Source organism: uncultured Ellagibacter sp. (genome assembly GCF_934617235.1).
GTDB lineage: Bacteria > Actinomycetota > Coriobacteriia > Coriobacteriales > Eggerthellaceae > Ellagibacter.
The window spans coordinates 28140-49231 of sequence record NZ_CAKTTZ010000013.1 but is presented as its reverse complement, the minus strand read 5'-3'; the positions used below and the strand labels follow the sequence as shown (position 1 = coordinate 49231).

Below are 21092 nucleotides of genomic sequence, written 5' to 3'. Positions count from 1 at the left end.
CTGCGGACCCCGCGTCCCGGCGCCGGACGGAAAGATTCCCCTACCGCGAACCGCGCCGTCAACGTCAATGACGACGCATTTCGAAGCCGTCGACCCGACATCTATTCCCAAGAAAAGCTCTCCCGCCATGACCGTCCCCCTTAGGCTACTTGCGGGCGTATTGCTTGGCAAGCTGACGACCGGCGATGTAGACCATGATCTCGTCGGTTCCGCCTGCGATTTGGAACCCTCGAAGGTCGGCCCACAGGCGTCCAAGGCGCGTCTCCGTGGTAAAGCCAAGCCCGCCGTAAATCTGCATCGCCTCGGACGCGACCTTAGTCGCCTCCTGGCACGCATAGCGCTTGAGCAGCGCCGAGTCGATGCGGACGGACTCTCCGTTGTCCATCTTCCATAACGTCTTGTAGAGCATGTTGCGGGAGTTCTGGATCGCCGTTTCCATCTCGACCAGCTTGAGTTGGATGAGCTGATAGTTGGCGAGCGGCTTGCCAAAGGTCATGCGCTCGGACACGTACGCGGCAGCGTCGTCCATCGCAGCCTGCGCGACGCCGATGGCCTGTGCGACGATCAGGCAGCGCTCCGTCTCGAAGTTTTTCATAAGGTTGTAGAAGCCCTGCCCCTCTTCGCCGACGCGCATGTCCTCGGTCAGGACAACGTCGTCGAAGTAGACCTCGCAGAACGGCATGATCTGCTGGCCGATCTTGTGAAGCGGCGCTGTGGTCAGGCCCTTCGTCTCGAGGGGAACAAGCCACATCGACATGCCCTTGTTCTCGCGGGACGGGTCCTCGTCCTTGGAGACAACGAGGATGTTCGGGAAAGCAGCCCCCTGGGTAACCCACGTTTTCTGCCCGTTCAGAAGGTACGTCCCATCAGCCTGCTTCTTGGTGACGCAGGACATGTTCATGTTGTCGGATCCGGCCGCAGGCTCGGAGAAACCAAGCGAGAACGTCGGCTTGCCCGTCTCGCAGTAAGCCTCCATCGCCTCGGCGACTTGCTCTTCGGAACCGAAATCGATAAGGTCGCGCATGGCGAGCGTGTTGTTGAGAAGCGGCGTGATAACGCCGGAATAGTGCGCGAACTCCTCGGTGAGCAGCCCGAGCGTCTGCATGTCGCAGGGAATGCCGCCCAGCTCCTCGGGGATGCCCATCAGGCCGAAGCCCGCCTCGAGATACTCCTGGATAAGTTCGTCGCTCATCGACTCCTTCTCGTACATGTCGCGAATCTTCGCTTCAGTGAAGAAGCGCTCGCAGAATTCTTTGATGCTATCGACTAAGAGCTCCTGCTCGTCGGTGTAGCTAAAATCCATTGTCGTTTCCTTTCTTCAAATGCATCGGCGAACCGACCATAAGCCCTCTTTAGGCGCCGAGAAGCTCCTTGAACGTTTCGAGTTGGGTACGCGCCTGCTCGTAGCTTTCAGCCGACTGGTCCACCTCGATTTGGACGATCGGCAGGCCCGCATTGCGGCACTCCTTGGCCAGCAGGGGCGCGTCGAATTCCTCAGGGTCGCAGAACTTTGCCAGCAAGAGCACAACGCCCTGCGCGCCGCTTTCCTTAGCGATGTCGACCACGTGCGAAATATGAGATTTCTCAGCGTCGTAGAGAATCGAGTCGTTCTTCAGCTCGCAGTAGCCAAGCGCAAGCCCCTCGATGGGGTCGCCGTCCTCGGGAACCTGCAGCGAGAAGGCTCGCGACTCCTTCGCGATGTCGTCGGCCACGATGGCGTATTTGTTCTCGTCGAGCATCTCTTTGATGGCAGGAATATCGTAGAAGATGCCGGAAAGGACGATCTTCGAGAATCCGTCAGTATTTGCAGCCTCTGCCGCAAGAAGGCCGTTCAGCTCGTTGACCTTCGCAAGATGCTCCGCCTTGTCCATGTAGTAGCCCGCGTTCACAACGTCGTTGCGAGCGGAAACGCTAACGAGAGCAGGACGCTCGCCCGCAAGCTTCACGAACGTGCGCATGGCAGCGCGCCATTCGTTGTAGAGCTTGATCGCCTCAGTAAGGTCGGCGTCGTCGATGATGGCATCGCACGCCTCGCCCACTTGGGTCTTAAGCTCGCGATAAGAGCTTACCGCATAGTCGAAACCAGCCTTCGTCGCGCGGTTCTGGGGCTGCGAGACGAAAATCATCGGAACCTGAGTAACGCCGACGCGGAAGTTCTGCGAGAAACCGCGCTGTGTGTCGCACAGCGCCGCGGTCATGAAACCCGAGAGCTTATCGAGCTCGTGGTTCAAGCCCATCTCCAGCGTCATCTGGCAAATGGAGCAGTAGAACGGCGGAAAGTACTTGCGGGCCTCAGTCGCTGTGCCCATGCGGCCCCACACGCCGAACGGAATGGCCCCCGCCGCATAGACGAGCTCTTCGGGCACATAGTACGGGCCAACACCGATGACCTTCTTATCAGCAGCCAGATGACGGTTAAGCTCAGCTTCGGGATGGGCTGCAACCTCGGAAAGCTGGGAGATGATTTCACTGATCGTAGCCATTATTGCTCACCCTTCTTCGCATTCGCTTCCATAATCTCGGCGAGACCCTGGACGCGCGTGATGTATTGCTCCTCACTGAAGTTGCGCGGGTCGGACTGGTCGCCGTCGAAGGTGACGACGGGGATGTTCAAGTCGTTGCTGATGCGACGAGCCATCTCCGGCATCGTGGCGGACCACATCTTGCAAGAGCGGTTGATGTGGACAAGGCCCCCATCGACTTTGCCCTCGAGGCAAAGACGCTCGCGAAGCTCGGTCGAGCGCTCAAGATTGATGGAGTTGGGAACAGAGGCGTAGGCTTCCATCAATTCATCGAAGTTGCTGTACTGGAAAGCGAAAGACGGTCCGTACACGCAGGAGGTCACGTTGATGCCAAGGTCCTTCATCGTGGAGAACGTCACGCGCAGATACGGCCAGCACGCGATGCCCTCGAACATGACACGATGCTTCTCCTCGCCCTTAAACGTGGACTTGTGCTCGCGGATGAATTGCTCGCACTCCTTGTTGAACTCGATGAACGCGTCGAGCGAGCGCTGCTGGCCTCGCGCCATGGTCGCCACCGCCATGTGGTTGAACAAGTCGAAGCCCTTGTAGGGGGCCGGCTTGTAGTTGAGATGCTTGGTCGCCTTAAGCCACTCCTCGCCGATTCGGCCGGATACCCTGCAGACCTCCTCGAACTTCTCCTCGTCCCACTTCTTGTTCGTGATCTCCTCGAGCTGCGCGATGGCATCGCGGAACTGAGCACCGATGTAGTCGATGCGCTTGCGGTCAACGTCGTACTTGTTGTTGAAGGGAACGTCAATCACAATGACGGGGACATCGAGCATCTTGCCGAGGTTCTCGTACCATTTGAGCATGCAGTCGCAGATGTTGTTGCAGCACAAAACGAAATCGGGAAGCGGCATCTCGCGCTCGCCGTTAGGGCATTTGGCAAGGTCGGCGTACGCCATGCTGATACGCGAGTACGCGCAGATGTCGTTGGAAAAGCCGAGTTCACCTTCCGCATGCTCGCACATCTCCTGACCAGCGCCCTTCGCGGAAATCGCAGCCGCCTGGCTTTCCGGGTAGACGCAAGGGATGCCCAACGTGGTCGGAATCTCCTGAGGGAAGTTCGAGGAGATCCAGCCGACCTTCTCGCCCCGCTCCTTCGCCTTGATAGCATTTTCATACACGTCGTTGGCAACTTCGGCCAACACTCGCCCGGCCAGGCTTTTCGCCGGCTCCAACTGAACCATGAGATCCCCCCTATTTCTCTTCCCACACGCCAACGGTCTTGTCGTCGACCATCGACTTGATTTCCTCGTCGGTGTAGCCAAGATCGGACAGAACGGCTACGGTGTCAGCACCAAGCAGGGGCGCCTTTTCGTACGGCGGAAGAGGCGTTTCCTCAAAGTCGATCGGAGGACGAACCATGGCCTTCTCGCCACGCGGATAGTCAACTTTGCAGAATACGTCGTTCGCCCACGCCTGCTCATCGTTGATGACTTCGTCGTAGGTTTGGCAAAGCGCAAACGGGATGTCCAGCTCGGTGAGGATCGGCTCCCACTCCTTGGCGGTCTTCGCCTTGAAGCCGGCTTGGATGATGTCGTAAGCCTCGCCGACGCGGCCCGTGCGGATCATTTCCTTCTGGTCGCTCAAAACCGGGTCGGAAAGCACGTCCTCGCGATCAATCGCCTTCAGGATGAGCGGGTAATAGATGTCGAAATTCGGCCCCATGACCTGCAGGAATCGATCGTCTTTCGTCTGAACGGCAGGCTGATAGGGCAGCTGGTTATCGCGACGGTCGAACGGATAGCTGACACCGCCGAACTCGCTGCCGTACTGCGCACCCTGAATCTGGAAGGACTGCACCCACACAGCGGTATGCAGAAGATTCGTGGTGACCTTCTCGCCTTTGCCGGTCATCTTGGCGCGGAAGAGCGCCGCGAGCACGCCGACGGTCAAAGCAAGTGCGCCCTGATGGTCGCCGATTGCGGGGATGAGGTTAGACGGCACGGTGCCCTTCTGATAAAGAGAGCCCGACCAGCCGCTACGCGCAAAGAACGCCGTGTAGTCGAATCCGGGAAGGTCCTTATCGGGACCCTTCTCGCCATAGCCGGTAAGGCTGGCGTAAACGAGGCTCGGGTAGCGACCTTTAAGATCTTCGTAGGTGAGATTCTTGCGAGCAAGCGCCTGAGGACGCCAATTGGTGAGAAAGACATCGGCTTCGTCGAGCAACTTGAAGAGAACCTCGCGCCCCTTGTCGGTGCGCAAGTCGACGACGATGCCCTTTTTGCCGGAGTTTTCCAAATCGAAGTTGATGTCCTCGTGCGGGTCTGACGGGCGGCCCTCGTTAGGAGCGGTGAAGCGAAGGTTATCACCCTTCGCAGACTCGATTTTCACGACTTCGGCACCCAAGTCGGCCAAGATGCGGCCAACAGCCGGAACCGCGATGAACGTTGCCATCTCGAGAACCTTTATTCCTTCGAGCGGACGCTTGGCGTCTTCCATGTTTCCTCCTTGTCGGTCGTGCGCAGCACGATAGGGTCGCGCTTAATACAGATTTATTGTCCGAAGATTTCGCTCATTTATTAATAGACAATATTGGTTTTTGTCCATATACCAAGAAACTAGAAACGAGAGCCCGCAAAGACAAGTGCGCCCGCGATGCATTTCGCGGGCGCAACCCTGGTGGCGTAGAATTCGGGATAACTCCCCAACAAGAAGACGAAGGGAATTCCTTGAGGGCCCTCGATGACCACTCCGCACGCCACTAAAATCGAAGCGGACTCGAAGGGAAAGGCGGCGCATTGAGGCCGCAAGGAGAGAAGAGGTTGAACGCGCCTAAGTGCAGCATTCGGACAGATGTGCACTCCATCCCCCTCTCGTTTTTATTATCGAGTCTCATGTCATCATCGAAAATAGGCAAACTGCCGAACTGTCCATCGATTCATGAGGGCAACCGTCGTTTCCGCGTGTTTTTCCTGATAGACTTTAGGCAGCATGAAAGGAGATCGGGCATGGCCGCACCGGACACCAAGCAAGAAATTGTCGACGCATTCGCCGATATGGTGAGAAGCGATTCCTTGCGCAAAGTTCGCGTCGCAACGCTCATCGACAAGCTCGGCATCAATCGCAACACGTTCTATTATCACTTTGCGAACAAATACGAGGTTGCACTCTACAAATTCCGCGTCGATTTGGCTTTTGTGCTTGCATCGCGCATCGACAAGTGCGACCTGATATCCGCTCCACTTAATGCGACCGCACCGACCGAGATGCTCCCTTACTATACCCACGTCGAGATCGGCGCAAGAACGCTCGACTTCTCAGCATTCTACCGAGCACTCGTGGAATGCGTCCTCAAAGATGAGCCGTTCTACCGCAAGGTCTTCGCTGTCGGCGAGCCCGAGTTCGAAACGCTTTTCAGCGAGCTCTACAGGCCGGCAATCGAAGCCGATATTCGGTTTATCCTGGGTGGACGCTACCTCCCTGCGCCAACTTTCGATTTTATGGCGACGATGCTTGTGGGGCATCTGTCAAGCATCCTGCGATACGCCCTAGCTCATCCAGGCGACGCCGACAACCTTCTCGACGACAGGGTGAACCCATTTTGGAACATGCCCTACGAAGCGCTTGTCCACGGGCTCCAGATGCACCCCGTCAATCGCCTGCGTAAGAAATAGCGACAACCGCCACGCTGTCGAAACCGCAGGGTTTCAACTCGGGTTACCACTTCAAATAAAATGCGCCCGCGCAATAACCGCACGGGCGCATGGGAGGGAGAGCAAAGAGCGAGACTAGCTACGCTCGGATACTACCCATAGAAGAAGGTCAGGTAGTGGAAGCGGGTACCGCCGTAAAGCAAGCCCATAAGGCACGCGACCGAACCCACGAGCAGGGCGCACAGCCACAGGTTGCCAGTCTTCTTGTAAATGAAAGTTGCACCAGCAGTGGCAACGGTCATACCCACAGGCAGACCCCAAATACGCTGGGTATCGAGCCCCATGTTCCAGAGCCAATTGGTGTCAGCGGGGCTGCCGATGGTCTGCAGGAACCACTTCACGGCCACAATGACAATCACCATCGTCACGCCAACGACCACGTTTACAGCCATTGCGATGATAAGGTCTTTGGTCTCGTTTCCCGTAGTCGGCAGACGACGGATAACGTTCATATCGATAGACAGCACAACGAAGCACAGGATGAACACGATCCAATAGTTAAGGTAGTTAGGAACCTTGACCACTGGAAGATCTTTGACGCCGAAGAACCACGCATAGAAGTCGGTGCCCAGAATCGTCGACTGCAGCTGCAAGTAGAGGAATCCGATTAGCAGCGTGAGGGCGGCAACCAGCGCGCTTTTGCCGATCATGCCAGCGATAGCCTTCGCCTTTTCGCCCGTAGTTTCCTTCTCGCCCCAGTCGGCAGGTGTGATTCCGAAATCGCACGGTTTCAGTGCCTTCTTCTTACGCTCGGTGAGGATATAGACAAGGCAGCCGATAGTGCACACAATTGCCAGCCCGACAACGACGCCGAAGCCCATGTTGGAATAACCCAAATTGAAACCAGCTGCGCGAAGGTTGTCGTAGAAACGACCACCGACGATGCCGAATGCGTCCGTCTTAATCACCAGATACGGAACAAGGAGTCCAACCAGCGTCGCAATAACCAAGCCCTTGCCGCGGAAGCCGACATTGCGGGCGAGCGGGCGGCGCACCGAAGCGAAAGCGGGCACTTCCTCAATTAAAAGCAGCGCAGTCGCGAAAACAAACGCAGCCCATGCGAAGATTCCGAGCAAACCGCTGTAATCCTTATACATCCAAATTTGATCAGAGGAATCGATATAATTGGGAACAGCATCACCAATGGCTTCCTGGCCATATTTGAGGAGATTTCCGATCGTCTGATCGCTAACGAATGCGGCCTCATGGATGCGGTTGTATTCGATCTGGTAGATAAAACCATTCCCCTCGGCAAAAGACCCGTACACCTGATCGGGCACGATACGCTCAGCATTCTCCTGACCAGGATACTTCTGCAACATGGGAAGAGCAGATTTCTGCGCTGCCTCAGCTTTCTCGTCGTAAGTGTCGCCCTTAAGCTCAACCGCGCCCATCAGCGCAGCAACATCGCCCGTGTAGCTGTTCCATGCGTCAGAATAGGCGGTTCCCTTCTCGAGCATAATCACAGGAGAGGCGAGCAGGATTGCCTTTGCATTGTTGAGAGCGCCCACCCCTGCAGCAGACGTGCAGCCCATGGAGTGGCCCGAAGCAATGATGTTGTCCTTGTCGATATAGGGCACGGTAAGCGCGTACTCGTAGAACTGCTCCGCCTCATCCACGAGCGAGCGCATCGTGAGCGGGCCTTCTTTCGAGCCGTCAAAATACCCTTGCGAGTTCCCGGCTCCGAATTGATCAATCGAAATCACCACGAAGCCACGACGCGCAAACTCCATCGCCCACGATTCGTGGTTGCGAGCATTACCCGCATTGCCGTGATACATGAGCACAGCAGGAGCTGGGGTGGCGTCGGTTGCATTTTGCGGACGATACACCAACCCGCTGAATTCGGCACCATCGTTTCCCGACAGCTTGATGCGATCGATGGAGACGTTCCCCATTCCGGTAACGATTCCCCAATTAATCAAGCTGGAAAGCAGCAGGATAACGAGAGTGATGCACCAACCTCTGCGGACGTTCTTCTTTCGCCTAGCCCGTTTTTCTTGATTGCCGAACTCCTCGCTCAGCTTTTCATCCATCGCTCGGTCCCGCTCCACCTGGACAAGAGCTTTTTCCTTCTTTGCCATTAAGGTCCCCTTTTTTCGATAGTCGCTAATCGGGCCGGTCGCTTCTAAACGGCACCCCCTCCTCGAAGCTCGCACCCTCCTTTTCTTGCAAGCTGGATGATTTCAGAGACCCTTCTCGGGCGCATCAACCGAACGCTAGACAATTCGTGTAAATGGCTAAACCCCTGAAAATAAACTTCCCGTAAACTGCAGTATGAACTCGAAAAACAATTGAGGGGTCGCTCAGATCATCGACAGGAATAGCTCAAGGAAGGGGAATGCATGGGCAGAATAGGAATCGTTGTCGGTTCGATAGCCGCCATCCCCGTCACATACTATGGCTACGCACTGCTTAAAGCCTGCACATCAACTTCGGGGATCCCCTATGGCGAACTGTTTGGCGCCGCTCTCTTTCCGAATTTCCGCTCTATCGCAAACGCAGTAGTTGCTTTTGCGCTCGCGGCTATCGTTTACCGATTGGGGTCTAGAGCAATTAGGAAAACAGGGCTTCAAGTCGGCTTGCTATGCTACCTTGCGGCACTTCTCGCAATGGCAGTAACATTCTTTAGCTTGCCGAGCAGTCTAATTTCTGCCCTATCATTAGCTTGCGCCTTGCTGCAATCCGTCGGAACAATAATCCTGTCAGCCCTCTGGGTCGACCTCTATGCCAAGCTTAGCCCGAATCGCGCTATATTCGCCAATTGCTGCGCCATCATAATGGCGCAATGCATTGTGCTCCTTACAGAGCTCAATCCCATCCCGCGTATTCTCTTCATGCTGACGGTATCGATTCTCGCCTCCGCTGCAAGCTATCATTTAGCCTGCAACAAAGCGGACAGCAGCCTAACGCTTCCTAAAGCAGATGCCTCTGCGGATTCCGGCACGACAGGCAACCGCGAAAAGGAGTATTTCCCCATTCCCTACAAAGCTCTGCTGTTCATCGCCGTATACTCCTTTGCATACGGCGTTGCCTCCCCCATGGCAAACGCAGTTTTCGCCCGCTACGCTGCAGTAATCCCCAGCGTCATTGTTATCTTGTTGATACTGATTAACAGCAAGCGATTCGACGCTTCGCTCCTTTTCCGTATCGCGCTCCCTTTGATGATTGGAGGATTTCTCCTCGTCGCCGTGATTCCAGGCCGCAATGGCGTCATCGCAGCGCTAGTTCTCAATGCCGGATACTCTGCCATGGAGATATTACTTATCCTGCTGGTATGCACAATTTCATACGGTATGCGCGCTTCTGCCATATGGCTATTCTCGCTTCTCGCCGGCACCCAATTCAGCATGCGAGTACTTGGAATCCAGGTGAGCACCATCGTTTACCAGCTGGACAACCCCACAGCGACCGCAATCCTCGGAACCATCTCCCTTGTCCTTATCGTCATGACCACCTTGAGTCTCATATCCGAGAAAAGCCTCTTTGCCTTCTGGAAGCTCGAAAGCGATATGATCAAGGAGGATGGGGCGAAAGCGGACCGCCTCAACGACGGAACCTACACCCTGATTCGCTTGAACAGCTTAAGCGCCGCCCATGGTCTCACCGATCGGGAAACGGAGTTATTCCACCTTGTTATGCAAGGGAAGACGAATCTACAGATTGCCAACGACATGTTCATTTCCGAGGGTACGGTGAAGGCCCATCTCCACCACATATATCAGAAGTTCGGAATATCAAGCAGGAAAGAGCTGTTCTCCCTGGTCGAAAAAGACAATTAATTTAGACCGACTGGAACAAAACCGACCCGTTGCACCACCAGCAGGCGCGTCCGCGTCGAGCATGCCTGCAACTTGCCCGCACCCTTCCCCTCAGAAAAAAAAAAGAAACCCCGCCGCTCGGATGAACGACGGGGTTTGCAACCGTGTATGTTCCAGAAGAAACTAGCGCTTCGAGAACTGCGGACGCTTACGAGCCTTCTTCAGGCCGTACTTCTTACGCTCGACCACACGAGAGTCGCGGGTGAGGTAACCGGCCTTCTTGAGCTCGGCGCGATAGTCGCCGGCGTCGAGCAGAGCGCGGGAGATGCCGTGACGCAGAGCGCCGGCCTGACCCGAGATGCCGCCACCGTTGATGCGAGCGATCACGTCGAAGTGATCCATGGTGTCGGTTACCTTGAACGGGGTCTTCGCGTAATCGAGAAGAGCCTCGCGGCCAAAGTACTCAGCACCCTCGCGACCATTGATGGTCACCTTGCCCGTGCCCGGGACGAGGCGCACGCGAGCAACGGCGTTCTTACGACGGCCAGTGCCGTAATACAGAGCTTCACCTGCCATGATTAACCCTCCATCTTGATCTCGCGGGGCTTCTGAGCCATATGGGGATGCTCAGGGCCAGCGTACACCTTCAACTTCATGCCCTGGGCACGACCCAGCGTGTTCTTCGGCAGCATGCCCTTAACAGCATGCTCGATCACGCGCTCAGGATGCTTCTCCATGGCTTCGGTGAAGGTTTCGGACTTGAGACCACCGGGAAAACCACTGTGGCGGTAATACTCTTTCGCTGCAGCCTTCGTGCCGGTAACGCGAATCTTGTCCGCGTTGATGATGATCACGAAGTCGCCCGTATCAACATGCGGGGTGTACTGCGGCTTGTGCTTGCCCTTGAGAATCTGTGCGGCCTTGGTGGCCACGCGGCCGAGAACCTGATCGGTTGCGTCGATCAGAAGCCATTCGCGCTCGACTTCGCCGGGCTTCGCATGATACGTCTTCACTTGCTTCCTCCAATAGATACTCTGTTCCTTGAACGAGCCGAAGGGCCCTTCCAAGGGGCGCTTGCGCGTTACCGCAAGCGGGTGTTTGTTTTCAAAAGTGCAGGTCAGCCAGATGCCAGTTTCCTACGCCGACGCGCATACCTCAGGCCTGGACTCCGTTGGCACAACGCTTCTGCCTTTACTGCTTTCACGGGGCTTTTGAAAGCGAACTTTTGCAGTCTACCTGGCTTGGCGAGGGGAAGTCAAGTCGGAATCGTCTTATTCATGGCCATCTGCAGAAAGTCTTCGGAAATCGGGAATGCAGAGATCGACTCGTGCCGCCTGCTTTCCCTGTTTGCTCGATAATGTGTTATCACTGCTTCATATAATTGGGTGAACTGATATTTTGCTAGGATAGCGAGGAAGTTTCTATCAGACGAAAGGATGCGCCATGCCTATCAAGATTCCCGATTCGCTGCCGGCAACCGCGCAACTCGAAAAAGAGAACATCTTCGTCATGACCGAGCACCGCGCGCTGCACCAGGATATCCGCCCTTTGCGCGTGCTGCTCCTAAACCTTATGCCCACCAAGATCACCACCGAGACGCAGATCCTGCGAAAGCTCTCGAACACGCCGCTGCAGATCGAGGTGGAGCTCCTCCGTACGAAGAGCCACGTCGCGAAAAACGTCTCCGAAGAGCATCTGGAAACGTTCTACGTCTCCTTCGACGACGTGAAAGACGAGCACTTCGACGGCCTTATCATCACGGGCGCGCCCGTTGAGCTGCTCGATTTCCACGACGTCGATTACTGGGAAGAACTCACGCGCATCATGGACTGGTCGAAGACGAACGTCCACTCCACCCTGCATATCTGCTGGGGAGCCCAGGCGGGCATCTACTATCGCTACGGCGTCGAGAAGTACGAGCTCGACGAGAAGACGACCGGCGTGTTCGAGCACCGCGTCGTGAAGCCGTCTTCCCCCTGGGTGCGCGGGTTCGACGACCGCTTCCGAGCGCCCCATTCGCGCTACACCAACGTGCGAGCCGAGGACATCGAGGCGAACCCCAACCTGGAAATCATCGCCGAGTCGGACGAGGCCGGCGTCTACATGGCGAAAAGCACGGACAGCCGCAATTTCTTCGTGTTCGGCCACCCCGAATACGACCGCGAAACCCTGAATGTGGAATACGAGCGCGACTCGAAGACCCACCCGAACGCGCCGCTGCCCAAGCACTACTACCCCAACGACGACCCCGCGCAGCCTGCGGAATCGACCTGGCGCGCGCACGCGCAGTTGCTCTACACCAACTGGCTGAACTACTATGTGTACCAAACGACGCCGTATGAAATCGACGCGATTGGACACGAGGGGGCAGCAGATGGCGAATAGCGTTTCGGAAGACGAGCAGGGCAAGACGCGAAAAACCGCCGAGGAGCTTCTTGCCGAGGCAGCGCGCAAGCATGCCCCTGCGCATCGCGATCCCTGCATCCGCGCCGAGAGCGAAGACGACGACGGCTACGACCCCTATTCCGACCGACGGGAGACAAACCCCCTGTTCGAGCGCGACCCTTGGGCGTAGAAATTCCCGATCGCAAACCGCTCCCATTCATGGGCCGCATCATTAAAAGGCCGCTGCAGCACTCCCGCGCCGCAGCGGCCTTTTTTCCTGCAAAGACAACTGGACCGACCCGAAGCCGCGCCGTCTCAGCGCGCGACCGAATAGCCCCTAGCCGAGAGCGCTGTCCGGCGGCGCCCCTGACCCGCGCGTCGCGCTGTCGGGATTGATAGTCATGCTCTCGAACCGGTTCGCCATGAAGTCGTTGTCGAAATACGTGGCGTAGAACTGTTCGATGGGCGTTTCGGGAACATGCCCCGACAACCGCCCGTACCAGCAGTCGAGCGATTGCAGCGTCATGATGGCGTTCACGAGCATGAGCGCCGTAGCGACTGCGGTCACGGTATAGCGCAGCTTCCAGGGAATCAAGTTCACCACGTCGAGCATCTTCGGCAGGAGTGCCTTGATCCACAGCACGCCCAGCATGCCCCACATCGCCATGAACATGCCGTTCGTGCGTCCATCGATCGAGAGGAACGTGCCCGTATAATCCCAGGCCACAGCGCCGAATGCGGTTTCCATGAACCAGCTGACGAAGAACTCGAACGCGCCGCCGATCACAGCGCTCACCAAAAAGATCACGGGCACCGGCTTGTCGTGGAAGCGGTTGAGCGCCATGGTCATAAGCACCGCGCCCACGCCGTAGATGGGCGAGAACGGCCCGAACAGCATGCCCGCGCGATCTTGATACTCGCCGGGAACGACGATGACGAAGTGGTACACCACCTCGATGACCAGGCCCAACACGCTGCAGACCACGAAAATCCAGAACACGTTGAAGAAGTTGAGCGCGATATAGCCGCGCCCCGTTGAGTCCAGGCCGAGCGTTCCCTCTTCCGCCTGGTCGCGCGTCTCCATGTCGCGGAGCTTGCGCTGCAGCTCGCGCTCCTCGGAAAGCGACGGGTCGACATAACCCGACACGAAGAACAAAAGCACGAGGATGACCAGCGTCGGCACGATATGGACATCGGTGCCGTTGAGCATAATATTGCAGACGAAGGCCACTGCCGCGAGCGCCATGAGGACCTCGGCAGTGAGCGCGGCATAACGGCGCTTGTTACGGAGAAGACGCACGCCCAGCAGGATGAACAGCACCAACATAGCCGCCTGGGCAACAACGAGAACGACCGTCACGGCAAGGGGCGTGAGCGCCTCCTCGGCAAGGCCGCCCGACCGCAAAAACTGCACGATGACGACGACCGCAAGCGCACCGCTCGGGATGGAGGCCGCCCCGCCCACGATGCACAGCACGCCGAACACCTTCAGCAGCAGGGGCATCTTCGGCTTCGGCTCGCATGCGGCATCGATCGCGCCACCCTCGGCCACGACCATCTCTTCCCTTTCCCCATGCGCCATGATGCTCCCTTTTCGAACGCTGCCCGCCTTATGAACACTGCCGTCCATTATAGGGAATGGAGTCGCGTGTTTTCCTACGGCATGGCAACCATTCGGGCAAATTCGATGAACTCGTCGGGGTTAAGCTCGCGGAAATCGCGCACCGCGCGCTCGGCTGAGGCGGAAAGCGCTGCGTAGGTTCCTGACATATCGCAGTCGTACACCGCTAGCGTATGGTACCCCGCCCGCTTGAGCGTGCCGATCGCGTACAGCGCATCTTCCACACCCCAGGTATGGGAAAGTTCAGTGCCCATAAGCGAGCGCGCGCGGTCGTATACCGCGGGTTCGCGCTTCGGTTTCCCCACGTCATCGACTGAAACCACCGCGTCGAGCATCGGAAGGAACCCTGTATGGGAAAGCCCCGCCAGCAAATACGGCATCGGGGAGGAAGAGGCCACCGACAGCCTGATGCCGCGCTCGAACAGGGCGCGAACGAACGCGAGCGCACCCGGGCGCGCCGTCGCATGGGTCGAGTAGAACTCCATCATGCACTCGCCCACCATGCGCACGACCTCTTGGGGGGATGAGCCCAGCCCGAATTTCGTGTGGAAGAACTCGCCCGCCTCGGGCGTGGTCATCGTTGTCAGCCGGTCTTTGTCGGTCGGCGACAGCTCGCCGCCCGCCCGATGCGCGAACTCGCTTTCCATCTCGCGCCACACGCCCATGCTGTCAAGAAGCGTGCCGTCGCAGTCGAATATCACGCCGATTGGAGCTTTGTTGAGCACCCTGCGTCCTCTCGCCCGTTGCCTCACTTTTCCCAAAGAGCCTAGCAAGAAAGGGGGTCACCCTGCGGCGCGAACGCAAGCATTTGGGCGAGCGGCGTGCGGACTAGCCCCAGTTGCCGAAGATGAAACGCTGGACGTCCTGATTGACCATGATGGCGAAAAATCCCAGGAAGAGAATCATTCCCGCCGCGCTCATATAGCTTAGGGCGCGCATCGAGACGTTCTTTCGCGTAAGCTTCTGGAAGATTTCCACAACGAAACGGCCCCCGTCAAGGGGAGGAATCGGCAGCAGGTTCATGATGCCAAGCGACACCGACAGCATCGCCATGAAGAAGACGAACTCGAGGAAGCCCGCTTCGGCATAGGTTTTCGACATGACGGCAATGCCGACCACCGACGTCGAGTTCGACACGACATCGGCCGCCGTTTGCGGGTTGAACAGGCTTGCCACCATTTGGACAACCGTACCGATATAAGTGAAGCCGATTTCAAGCGAGCGCAGGGGGGACACGGTGATGTGCGCCACCTCGCCCGTCTGCGAGTTCGTCATATCGACGCCCACGATGGAGTACACCACCACGAAAACGAGGACGGCGAACAGCAGGTTTACGGCAATTCCCGCAAGAAGGATGACCGTGCGCTTCCAGAAGGGAAGGCTTCGGTACTGCTGATTGTATTCGCTTTCGAAAAGAGCATGAGGATCGTCGACCAGTCGCGGTTGCCCCAGCTCGTAGGCAAGAGGCACCGGCTGTCCCGCCTCTTCGGCACGCTTGATCTGCTTTTTGGTGGGACGAATCGCCATGGCACGGTAGGTGTTGAATTTGTCTTTTTTGGTAGGTCCCTGAATGCTTCCCCACTCCACCAACTCATCGAGGGCGGCCGAGGCATCGTCGTTGGAGATACCGCAATCTTGCGCAATGTCCTCCATGTTGGCCGTCCCGCGACGGTATACCGCCGCAAGCACGCTTTCCAAATGGGGGCTCATCTCACCCGGTTCCATTCCGCACACCTTCGCGTAACCGCCGAGGGGAACGCAGGTCACGCCGAACTTCGTGCCCCATTTGGTGAAGCCGATGCCAGGCCCGGGGAACCCGATCATGAATTCGGTCACGCGCACGCCGAACGCGCGCGAAGCCAGATAATGCCCGCCTTCGTGGATGAACACGAGAAATCCGAGCAAAATCGAGACGTACAGAATCATAAGGACGACATCCATGCAAGCGGCTCCTCGGAAGGCTTGAAGGGGTAGGGAACAACAAGCTTCTCGCATCCAGAAAGGGTGAAAAGGCGAGTCGCCAATTAACACGTTCAGCGCTCATTATAGGAAAGCCGCGACGCGCGAGGCGCCCAGCGCAGAAAACCTACACCCATGCACGGCTTTTGTTGCCGAACCGTTGCCGAGTTTCTGCCAGGTTTTCGACAGAGTTTCGGGAATGCGCGCCGAAATCCTGCCCAAGAAATTCGAATGGATGCAGAATCGCCGCCTAATCTTTGGGCACCCCGAGGCATTTGGCGCCTAATCTTTGAGCGTCCTTAAGGTATTTGCGGCTTCCTGCGTGCAGATAACGCGTGGCAAAACGACAAGGTTCGCGCAATCTGCCTGCCAGAACGCGACGCTATGCTCAATCTCCCCGGCGCACTGAGCGCACTTCGCGAGAAAGGAGCATTATGAACAGCCCATTCTTTGAACTCGATGTGCGAGGAGGCTCTTATGGCTAGCTCAAGAGCGCTTCCCTCGCCACCCAGCCACACAAAGCAAAAGGCTATTCGCATCATCCTGGCAATCGTCCTCATCGTAGGACTTGCCCCGGCAACCGCGCTTTGCGCACCCAAGATCGCGCAGGCGGCAAGCAAGGTCCCTATCGAATACATCCCAGAGGAGTCCTTCACGCCAGAGGGGTACAACTGGGGCATCGGGTTTACCGACGTCGAGATTGTGCGCGGCTTCACAAACGAAGCGAATATCAAGCAATTCTACCCGCGGGACTACGACGAGCTAGCCTCGCCTGACGACTCAGGGTTTGCTGCGCGCATCGACAGCGCGACACCTAAAGGCAGCTTCGCGCTCCGCTACACCGGCGCAAGCTACCAAAACGACAAGGTCGACGCCGTCGTCACGCTTTCCGACTGGAATTACGTCGAGCCCGTCATGTCGAACGGCGAGTCAGGCTGGGGCGAATACGAAGAAGGTGCCGATTACGACACCTTCCAGCCTGGCGTGTTCGTGAACTGCGACTATCAACGCACAGGCTCGCTCATCGAAAACCTGAATTTCTATACCGTGGGCTTGACCGACCTTAAGGTAAGCGTTGCGTTCTTCCATGCGGGAACCGACGATCCCTACGAGATAAAAGGCCATATGACCTGCATCGATTTGGATGTCGGACAGAAATTCGGCTTCGGAGGCGCCGTCTCGCTCGCGCAGGTCGTCGCCAACAACGACTTCCTTTCCATCGACCAAGAGCAAAGCATTGTCTCGTCGCCCGACTACGCGTGCGGCGGCGTCGGGGACGAGCACGGCGCCATCAGCACCGACCCGAGCGACCCCCTCTACAAGCTTGGCCTGGTGGGAGCCTATTTCGACACGACCGAGTCGAACAAGGGAGTTCCTATCGAGCTTTCGTTCACGTCGACTTGGACGGGAAGCCATTCGACTGCCCAGTCGTTTTTCGCCATGACGAACGAGTTTCTCACCGTGCCAAACCCGAGCAACGACATCACCGAAGAGGGCAAGCTCGAAGTGACAAAGACCGCTGATGAGACCGATGGGGTCTCGCTTGGCGACGCGGTGACCTACACCGTCAGCGCCCCCGTGCACGAGCGCGGCGTGACCTGCCGAAATGGCTATTCGTACACCGATTTCGAAATCGTCGATGCACTTCCCCACGAGATGCACTACGTCGAGGGCAGCGGATATCTTGCGGATGAGGAAGGGAATCTCATCGAAAACGCGGGCGAGGTCGTTTATGAGGGACCTGACGATGGAGGCAACCCTGGCAACACCGTGAAGTTCAAGTTCTCGCAAAGCTACCTGAAAGACTCCATGCGCATGCAGGGCGAAACGTATCGCTTCGTCTTCAAGGCGGTGCTCACCGAATACCCCGCCGACGGATCGCTTGCGGTTTCGAATAGCGCATACGCCCACGTGAACAATGAAGGTACCTACCCGAGCAACGACGTTGAGACGTCTCTGGTCCCGCCAAAGCTCCAGGTAGAGAAAAGCGCAGACGCCTACGAATATGAGGTGGGCGATGTGGTCCACTTCAGCGTTTCGCTCACCCAAAGCGAGAAAAACGCCCAATGCCGCGAGGTCGCACTTTCCGATGACCTCCCCGAAGGGCTCAAGCTTATACCCGAAACGCTTCGAGCTTCGGGAATTGAGGGTATTCCCGCACCGAGCGTTGAGGGCAACCACTGGAGCTATTCGCTCGACAAGCTCAATTACGGAGACAGGCTCAATGTCGCCTTCGACGCCATAGCGGCCTCGTCGGGCAACGGCACCAAGCAGACGAATATCGCTACGGCCAGCGCGAACAACTGCGCGGACGCTACCGGTTCCGCCGAGATTTGGGAGAATACGGCGAGCTTGGCCATCGAGAAGACCGCAGACCGATACGAGCACTCTATGGGCGCGCCCGACCAGGATTCCGGGGCGATAACCTACGCGATCGTCGTCAAGAACACAGAAGAAGGAACTATCGCGAACAACGTCATCGTAAGCGATGAGAGCCTTCCCGAAGGGCTCAAGATTAAGCGGACGAGCGAAGGCGACCCGATGGTCGACATCACCGGCGTGCCCGATCGCATCGCGTATCCAACTGGGACAGCAGACGATGCCCAGGGGCAAACCGAGCAACGCGAGGTCACCTGCGCAACCGAATCGGCGGGCACGGGGTTCAAAACGCTCATCAGCCATCTCCCTGCAGGCGTCCCCGTCACCATTACGTATACCTGCTATCCGCAGACCCCCATCGCGGGATGGGAAATCGAGAATACGGCGACGGTGAGCGCGGACAACGCTTCCCCCAAACGGGACAGCGCCCTTGTTTGGCTCAACCAGCCGAAGCTGAAAGTGGAGAAAACCGCCTCACCCGGAAGTTACAGCGTGGGCGATTTGGCGGCCTACCGCATCAAGGTGACCAACGACACGCCGGGAACACTCGGTCGCAACCTGGTCATATCGGACGACCTGCAAACGGAAGGAGTCGAATTGCAGCAGGATAGCATCAAGGTTTGGGATTCCGAGGGCAACGACATCACCGATAGCTGCACCATCCACACCGACCGCGATAAGCCCTCCTTCACGATTGAGACGAATCGCAATCTCGTAAACGCCGCGTCCGATCGCACGTTCTATCGCTTCGGAGAGCAGACCGAGCAAGGCCAAAACCCGCTCGACGAGAAAGGCGATACGGCCATATTCGTCGATTACACCGTCGCCATCGCCGACGATTCCCTCGCGGGGTCAACCATCGAAAACACAGCGACTGCCACAACCGACGAGCCCAACACGCAGACAGGCGACAAAGAATCAATCACAGTGAAAAAAGCCCAGCTCCAGGTTTCGAAATCAGCCGACAAGACACGTTATGAGACAGGAGACGCGGCCCACTACTCGATTTGCGTCACACAAACGCAGGAAGGCACGACCGCGCACGACATCGCTATCGAAGACGCCTTCCAAAACGGCGAGCTCGCCGAAATCGACCCTTCGTCAATCATCGTCACCGGACCGGACGGATCTGCCGTTAGCAACCTTAATGTCACTTGGAACAACGACGAGAACGGGCCTGCTCGCGGATTCTCCCTCCAAACGGGCGTCGCCCTTCGCGCCGGGGAAACGATGACCGTGGAATACGCAGCGACGATGTGCACCGCATCCGAGCATGTCGTAAACCGCGCGCAAGGAGCGGCGAGGGATGCCGCGGGGTCGAGCGCCGCATGCGACGTTGAAGTGATCGAAGCGAAGCCAGACGCCTCGCTCGAAAAGACAGCGAGCACCCAGACCGTTCGGCTAAACGAGGATTTCACCTACACCATCAGGGTCCATGCGCTTAGCGGAACCGTTCGCGACGTGGTCATCTCCGATGAGAGCCTGCCGAAAGGTGTCGAGGTCGACTTCAACAGCTTCGAGGCAAAAGTGAACGGCGAGGTCTTCGACAATCCCCTCGTGCAGCGGCAGGGAAATGCGTTCTCGATAGCACTTGTCACTCTCGAGAAGGGCGACACCGCAGAAGTGTCGTTCACAGCAAGAATAACCGATGAAAGTCTTGTCGGCAGCAAGGTCGCCAACAGCGCGACGCTCGCCTCGTCGACGCTCGATGGCGACCGAACAGCGCAGGCAATCATCGAGGTCACCGCACCTGCCGGCGAGACAATCCCGTCAGCATCCATCGAGAAATCGACATCGGAGGAATCCGTTGTTGTCGGAGAATCGATCCCTTATCTCATCTCAATCGAAGTTGGCGAGGCCGACCTTGAGAATGCGATCCTTTTGGACGAAGGACTTCCCGAAGGCATCTCCATCGATTACGCCACGCTGATCGTGACAATCGACGACAGGCAGGTTGAACCCGTTTTCGAGAGCAAAGACGCCCAATCGTTCGCCTTGAAACTCGGCAAGGTGGATGCGGGGATGAAGATTTCCGTCGAATACGAGGCGACCGCCGAAGATGAGGCGCTTGTCGGATCAACGATCGAGAACACGGCAACGCTCGCCTCGCCCACGCTGCCAGACAGCTTGCGCAGCTCGGCAAGCGTCATCGCAATCGAACACCCAGCTTCGAAAACCGATGCCGAGCTCGTGAAGAGCATCGACCGGGAAACCGTCGCCATTGGCGAGCGGGCAACCTTCACCATCGAGGCAACGGCAATCGGCAACGATGTCGAAAACGTGCTGATCTCGGACATGAAGATGCCCAGCGGCGCCCCCATTGATTTCGACAGCATTCAAATCGCAGTTGACGGGAAGCCTATTGACGCCGCTCTCGAAAGCGACGGCAACACCTTCTCCGTGTTCCTCGGAACGCTGGAAAAAGGAAGCACTGCAACGATAACCTTCGATGCCGATATCGTTGACGAGGCTCTCGCGGGAACGAAGTTCTCCAACAGGGCAACGCTCATCTCTCCAAGCCTTGAAGATGCACGCATCGCCCACGCCATCGTGAATGTCGCCGAAAACAACAGCCCCACCGACGGCATAAACGGCGGCACCTCAAAGGGGAAAAGCCTCGGGAAGACCGGCGATGAGCTTATGAGCTTCGCATTAAAGATGCTCCCCTTCCTCATGGCATCGGCAGCAGCACTCGGCGTAGGAACGCTTGCATACCGAAAGAGAGTAAGGAGGCGCTAGGGATATACGCATCGGGGGCCGATGGCGAAGAACCATCGGTCCCCGATGAAAACGACGGGAACCA

15 protein-coding genes are annotated in these 21092 nt (G+C 57.4%); 5 read left to right on the top strand and 10 right to left on the bottom strand.

What is annotated here, in order from left to right; translation table 11 throughout:
- Window positions 1–145: 145 nt before the first annotated feature.
- From Q0G85_RS04140 to Q0G85_RS04125, 4 genes are read right to left on the bottom strand one after another with little or no spacing between them, the layout of a single operon-like run.
- Complete coding sequence (locus Q0G85_RS04140) at window positions 146–1303, bottom strand: acyl-CoA dehydrogenase family protein (RefSeq protein WP_297154990.1); 1158 nt, start codon at window positions 1301–1303, stop codon at window positions 146–148.
- Between the two features lie 49 nt (window positions 1304–1352).
- Window positions 1353–2483: a 2-hydroxyacyl-CoA dehydratase subunit D gene (locus tag Q0G85_RS04135; RefSeq protein WP_297154989.1), complete on the bottom strand. Its 1131-nt coding sequence runs from the start codon at window positions 2481–2483 to the stop codon at window positions 1353–1355.
- Entirely contained in the window at window positions 2483–3715 is a 1233-nt protein-coding gene (locus Q0G85_RS04130) for a 2-hydroxyacyl-CoA dehydratase subunit D (RefSeq protein ID WP_297154987.1), read from the bottom strand. The genes Q0G85_RS04135 and Q0G85_RS04130 overlap by 1 nt, the downstream gene beginning before the upstream one ends.
- Window positions 3716–3725: 10 nt before the next feature.
- Window positions 3726–4970, bottom strand: a complete 1245-nt coding sequence (locus Q0G85_RS04125) for a CaiB/BaiF CoA-transferase family protein (RefSeq protein WP_297154985.1) — start codon at window positions 4968–4970, stop codon at window positions 3726–3728.
- Window positions 4971–5479: 509 nt separating this feature from the next.
- Between Q0G85_RS04125 and Q0G85_RS04120 the strand changes: the two genes are divergently transcribed.
- Window positions 5480–6145, top strand: a complete 666-nt coding sequence (locus Q0G85_RS04120) for a TetR/AcrR family transcriptional regulator (RefSeq protein WP_297154983.1) — start codon at window positions 5480–5482, stop codon at window positions 6143–6145.
- Window positions 6146–6276: 131 nt separating this feature from the next.
- Here Q0G85_RS04120 and Q0G85_RS04115 read toward each other — a convergent pair whose 3' ends face one another.
- Window positions 6277–8268 carry an alpha/beta hydrolase gene (locus Q0G85_RS04115; protein ID WP_297154981.1) on the bottom strand — a complete coding sequence of 664 codons (1992 nt, stop codon included), beginning with the start codon at window positions 8266–8268 and terminating at the stop codon, window positions 6277–6279.
- Window positions 8269–8529: 261 nt separating this feature from the next.
- Between Q0G85_RS04115 and Q0G85_RS04110 the strand changes: the two genes are divergently transcribed.
- The gene (locus Q0G85_RS04110) at window positions 8530–9966 is read left to right on the top strand and encodes a LuxR C-terminal-related transcriptional regulator (protein WP_297154979.1); all 1437 of its coding nucleotides are present in this window, start codon (window positions 8530–8532) and stop codon (window positions 9964–9966) included.
- Between the two features lie 162 nt (window positions 9967–10128).
- On the opposite strand, the gene rpsI is transcribed toward Q0G85_RS04110, so the two are convergent.
- Together rpsI and rplM are read right to left on the bottom strand one after the other, a co-directional pair.
- Window positions 10129–10521, bottom strand: coding sequence for a 30S ribosomal protein S9 (gene rpsI, locus Q0G85_RS04105; RefSeq protein WP_158049679.1), 393 nt, complete (start codon window positions 10519–10521; stop codon window positions 10129–10131).
- A 2-nt stretch (window positions 10522–10523) separates the two neighbouring features.
- A complete protein-coding gene (rplM, locus tag Q0G85_RS04100; RefSeq protein ID WP_158049677.1) occupies window positions 10524–10958 on the bottom strand; it encodes a 50S ribosomal protein L13 in 435 nt (144 codons plus the stop codon).
- Between the two features lie 430 nt (window positions 10959–11388).
- On the opposite strand from rplM, the gene metA reads away from it, so the two are divergent.
- Window positions 11389–12330: a homoserine O-succinyltransferase gene (gene metA, locus Q0G85_RS04095; protein WP_297154977.1), complete on the top strand. Its 942-nt coding sequence runs from the start codon at window positions 11389–11391 to the stop codon at window positions 12328–12330.
- The gene (locus tag Q0G85_RS04090; protein WP_297154975.1) at window positions 12320–12520 is read left to right on the top strand and encodes a hypothetical protein; all 201 of its coding nucleotides are present in this window, start codon (window positions 12320–12322) and stop codon (window positions 12518–12520) included. The genes metA and Q0G85_RS04090 overlap by 11 nt, the downstream gene beginning before the upstream one ends.
- A 147-nt stretch (window positions 12521–12667) precedes the next feature.
- On the opposite strand, the gene Q0G85_RS04085 is transcribed toward Q0G85_RS04090, so the two are convergent.
- The 3 genes from Q0G85_RS04085 to Q0G85_RS04075 all read right to left on the bottom strand — a co-directional run bounded on the left by Q0G85_RS04085 (window position 12668) and on the right by Q0G85_RS04075 (window position 15892).
- Window positions 12668–13888 (bottom strand): putative ABC transporter permease, encoded by a 1221-nt coding sequence (locus Q0G85_RS04085; RefSeq protein WP_297154993.1) that lies wholly within the window; start codon window positions 13886–13888, stop codon window positions 12668–12670.
- A 98-nt stretch (window positions 13889–13986) separates the two neighbouring features.
- Window positions 13987–14676 (bottom strand): HAD family phosphatase, encoded by a 690-nt coding sequence (locus Q0G85_RS04080; RefSeq protein WP_297154973.1) that lies wholly within the window; start codon window positions 14674–14676, stop codon window positions 13987–13989.
- A gap of 103 nt (window positions 14677–14779) precedes the next feature.
- On the bottom strand, window positions 14780–15892 hold the full coding sequence (locus Q0G85_RS04075; protein ID WP_297154971.1) for a site-2 protease family protein: 1113 nt from the start codon (window positions 15890–15892) through the stop codon (window positions 14780–14782).
- A gap of 495 nt (window positions 15893–16387) precedes the next feature.
- Between Q0G85_RS04075 and Q0G85_RS04070 the strand changes: the two genes are divergently transcribed.
- The gene (locus tag Q0G85_RS04070; RefSeq protein ID WP_297154969.1) at window positions 16388–21028 is read left to right on the top strand and encodes an isopeptide-forming domain-containing fimbrial protein; all 4641 of its coding nucleotides are present in this window, start codon (window positions 16388–16390) and stop codon (window positions 21026–21028) included.
- Window positions 21029–21092 lie beyond the last annotated feature (64 nt).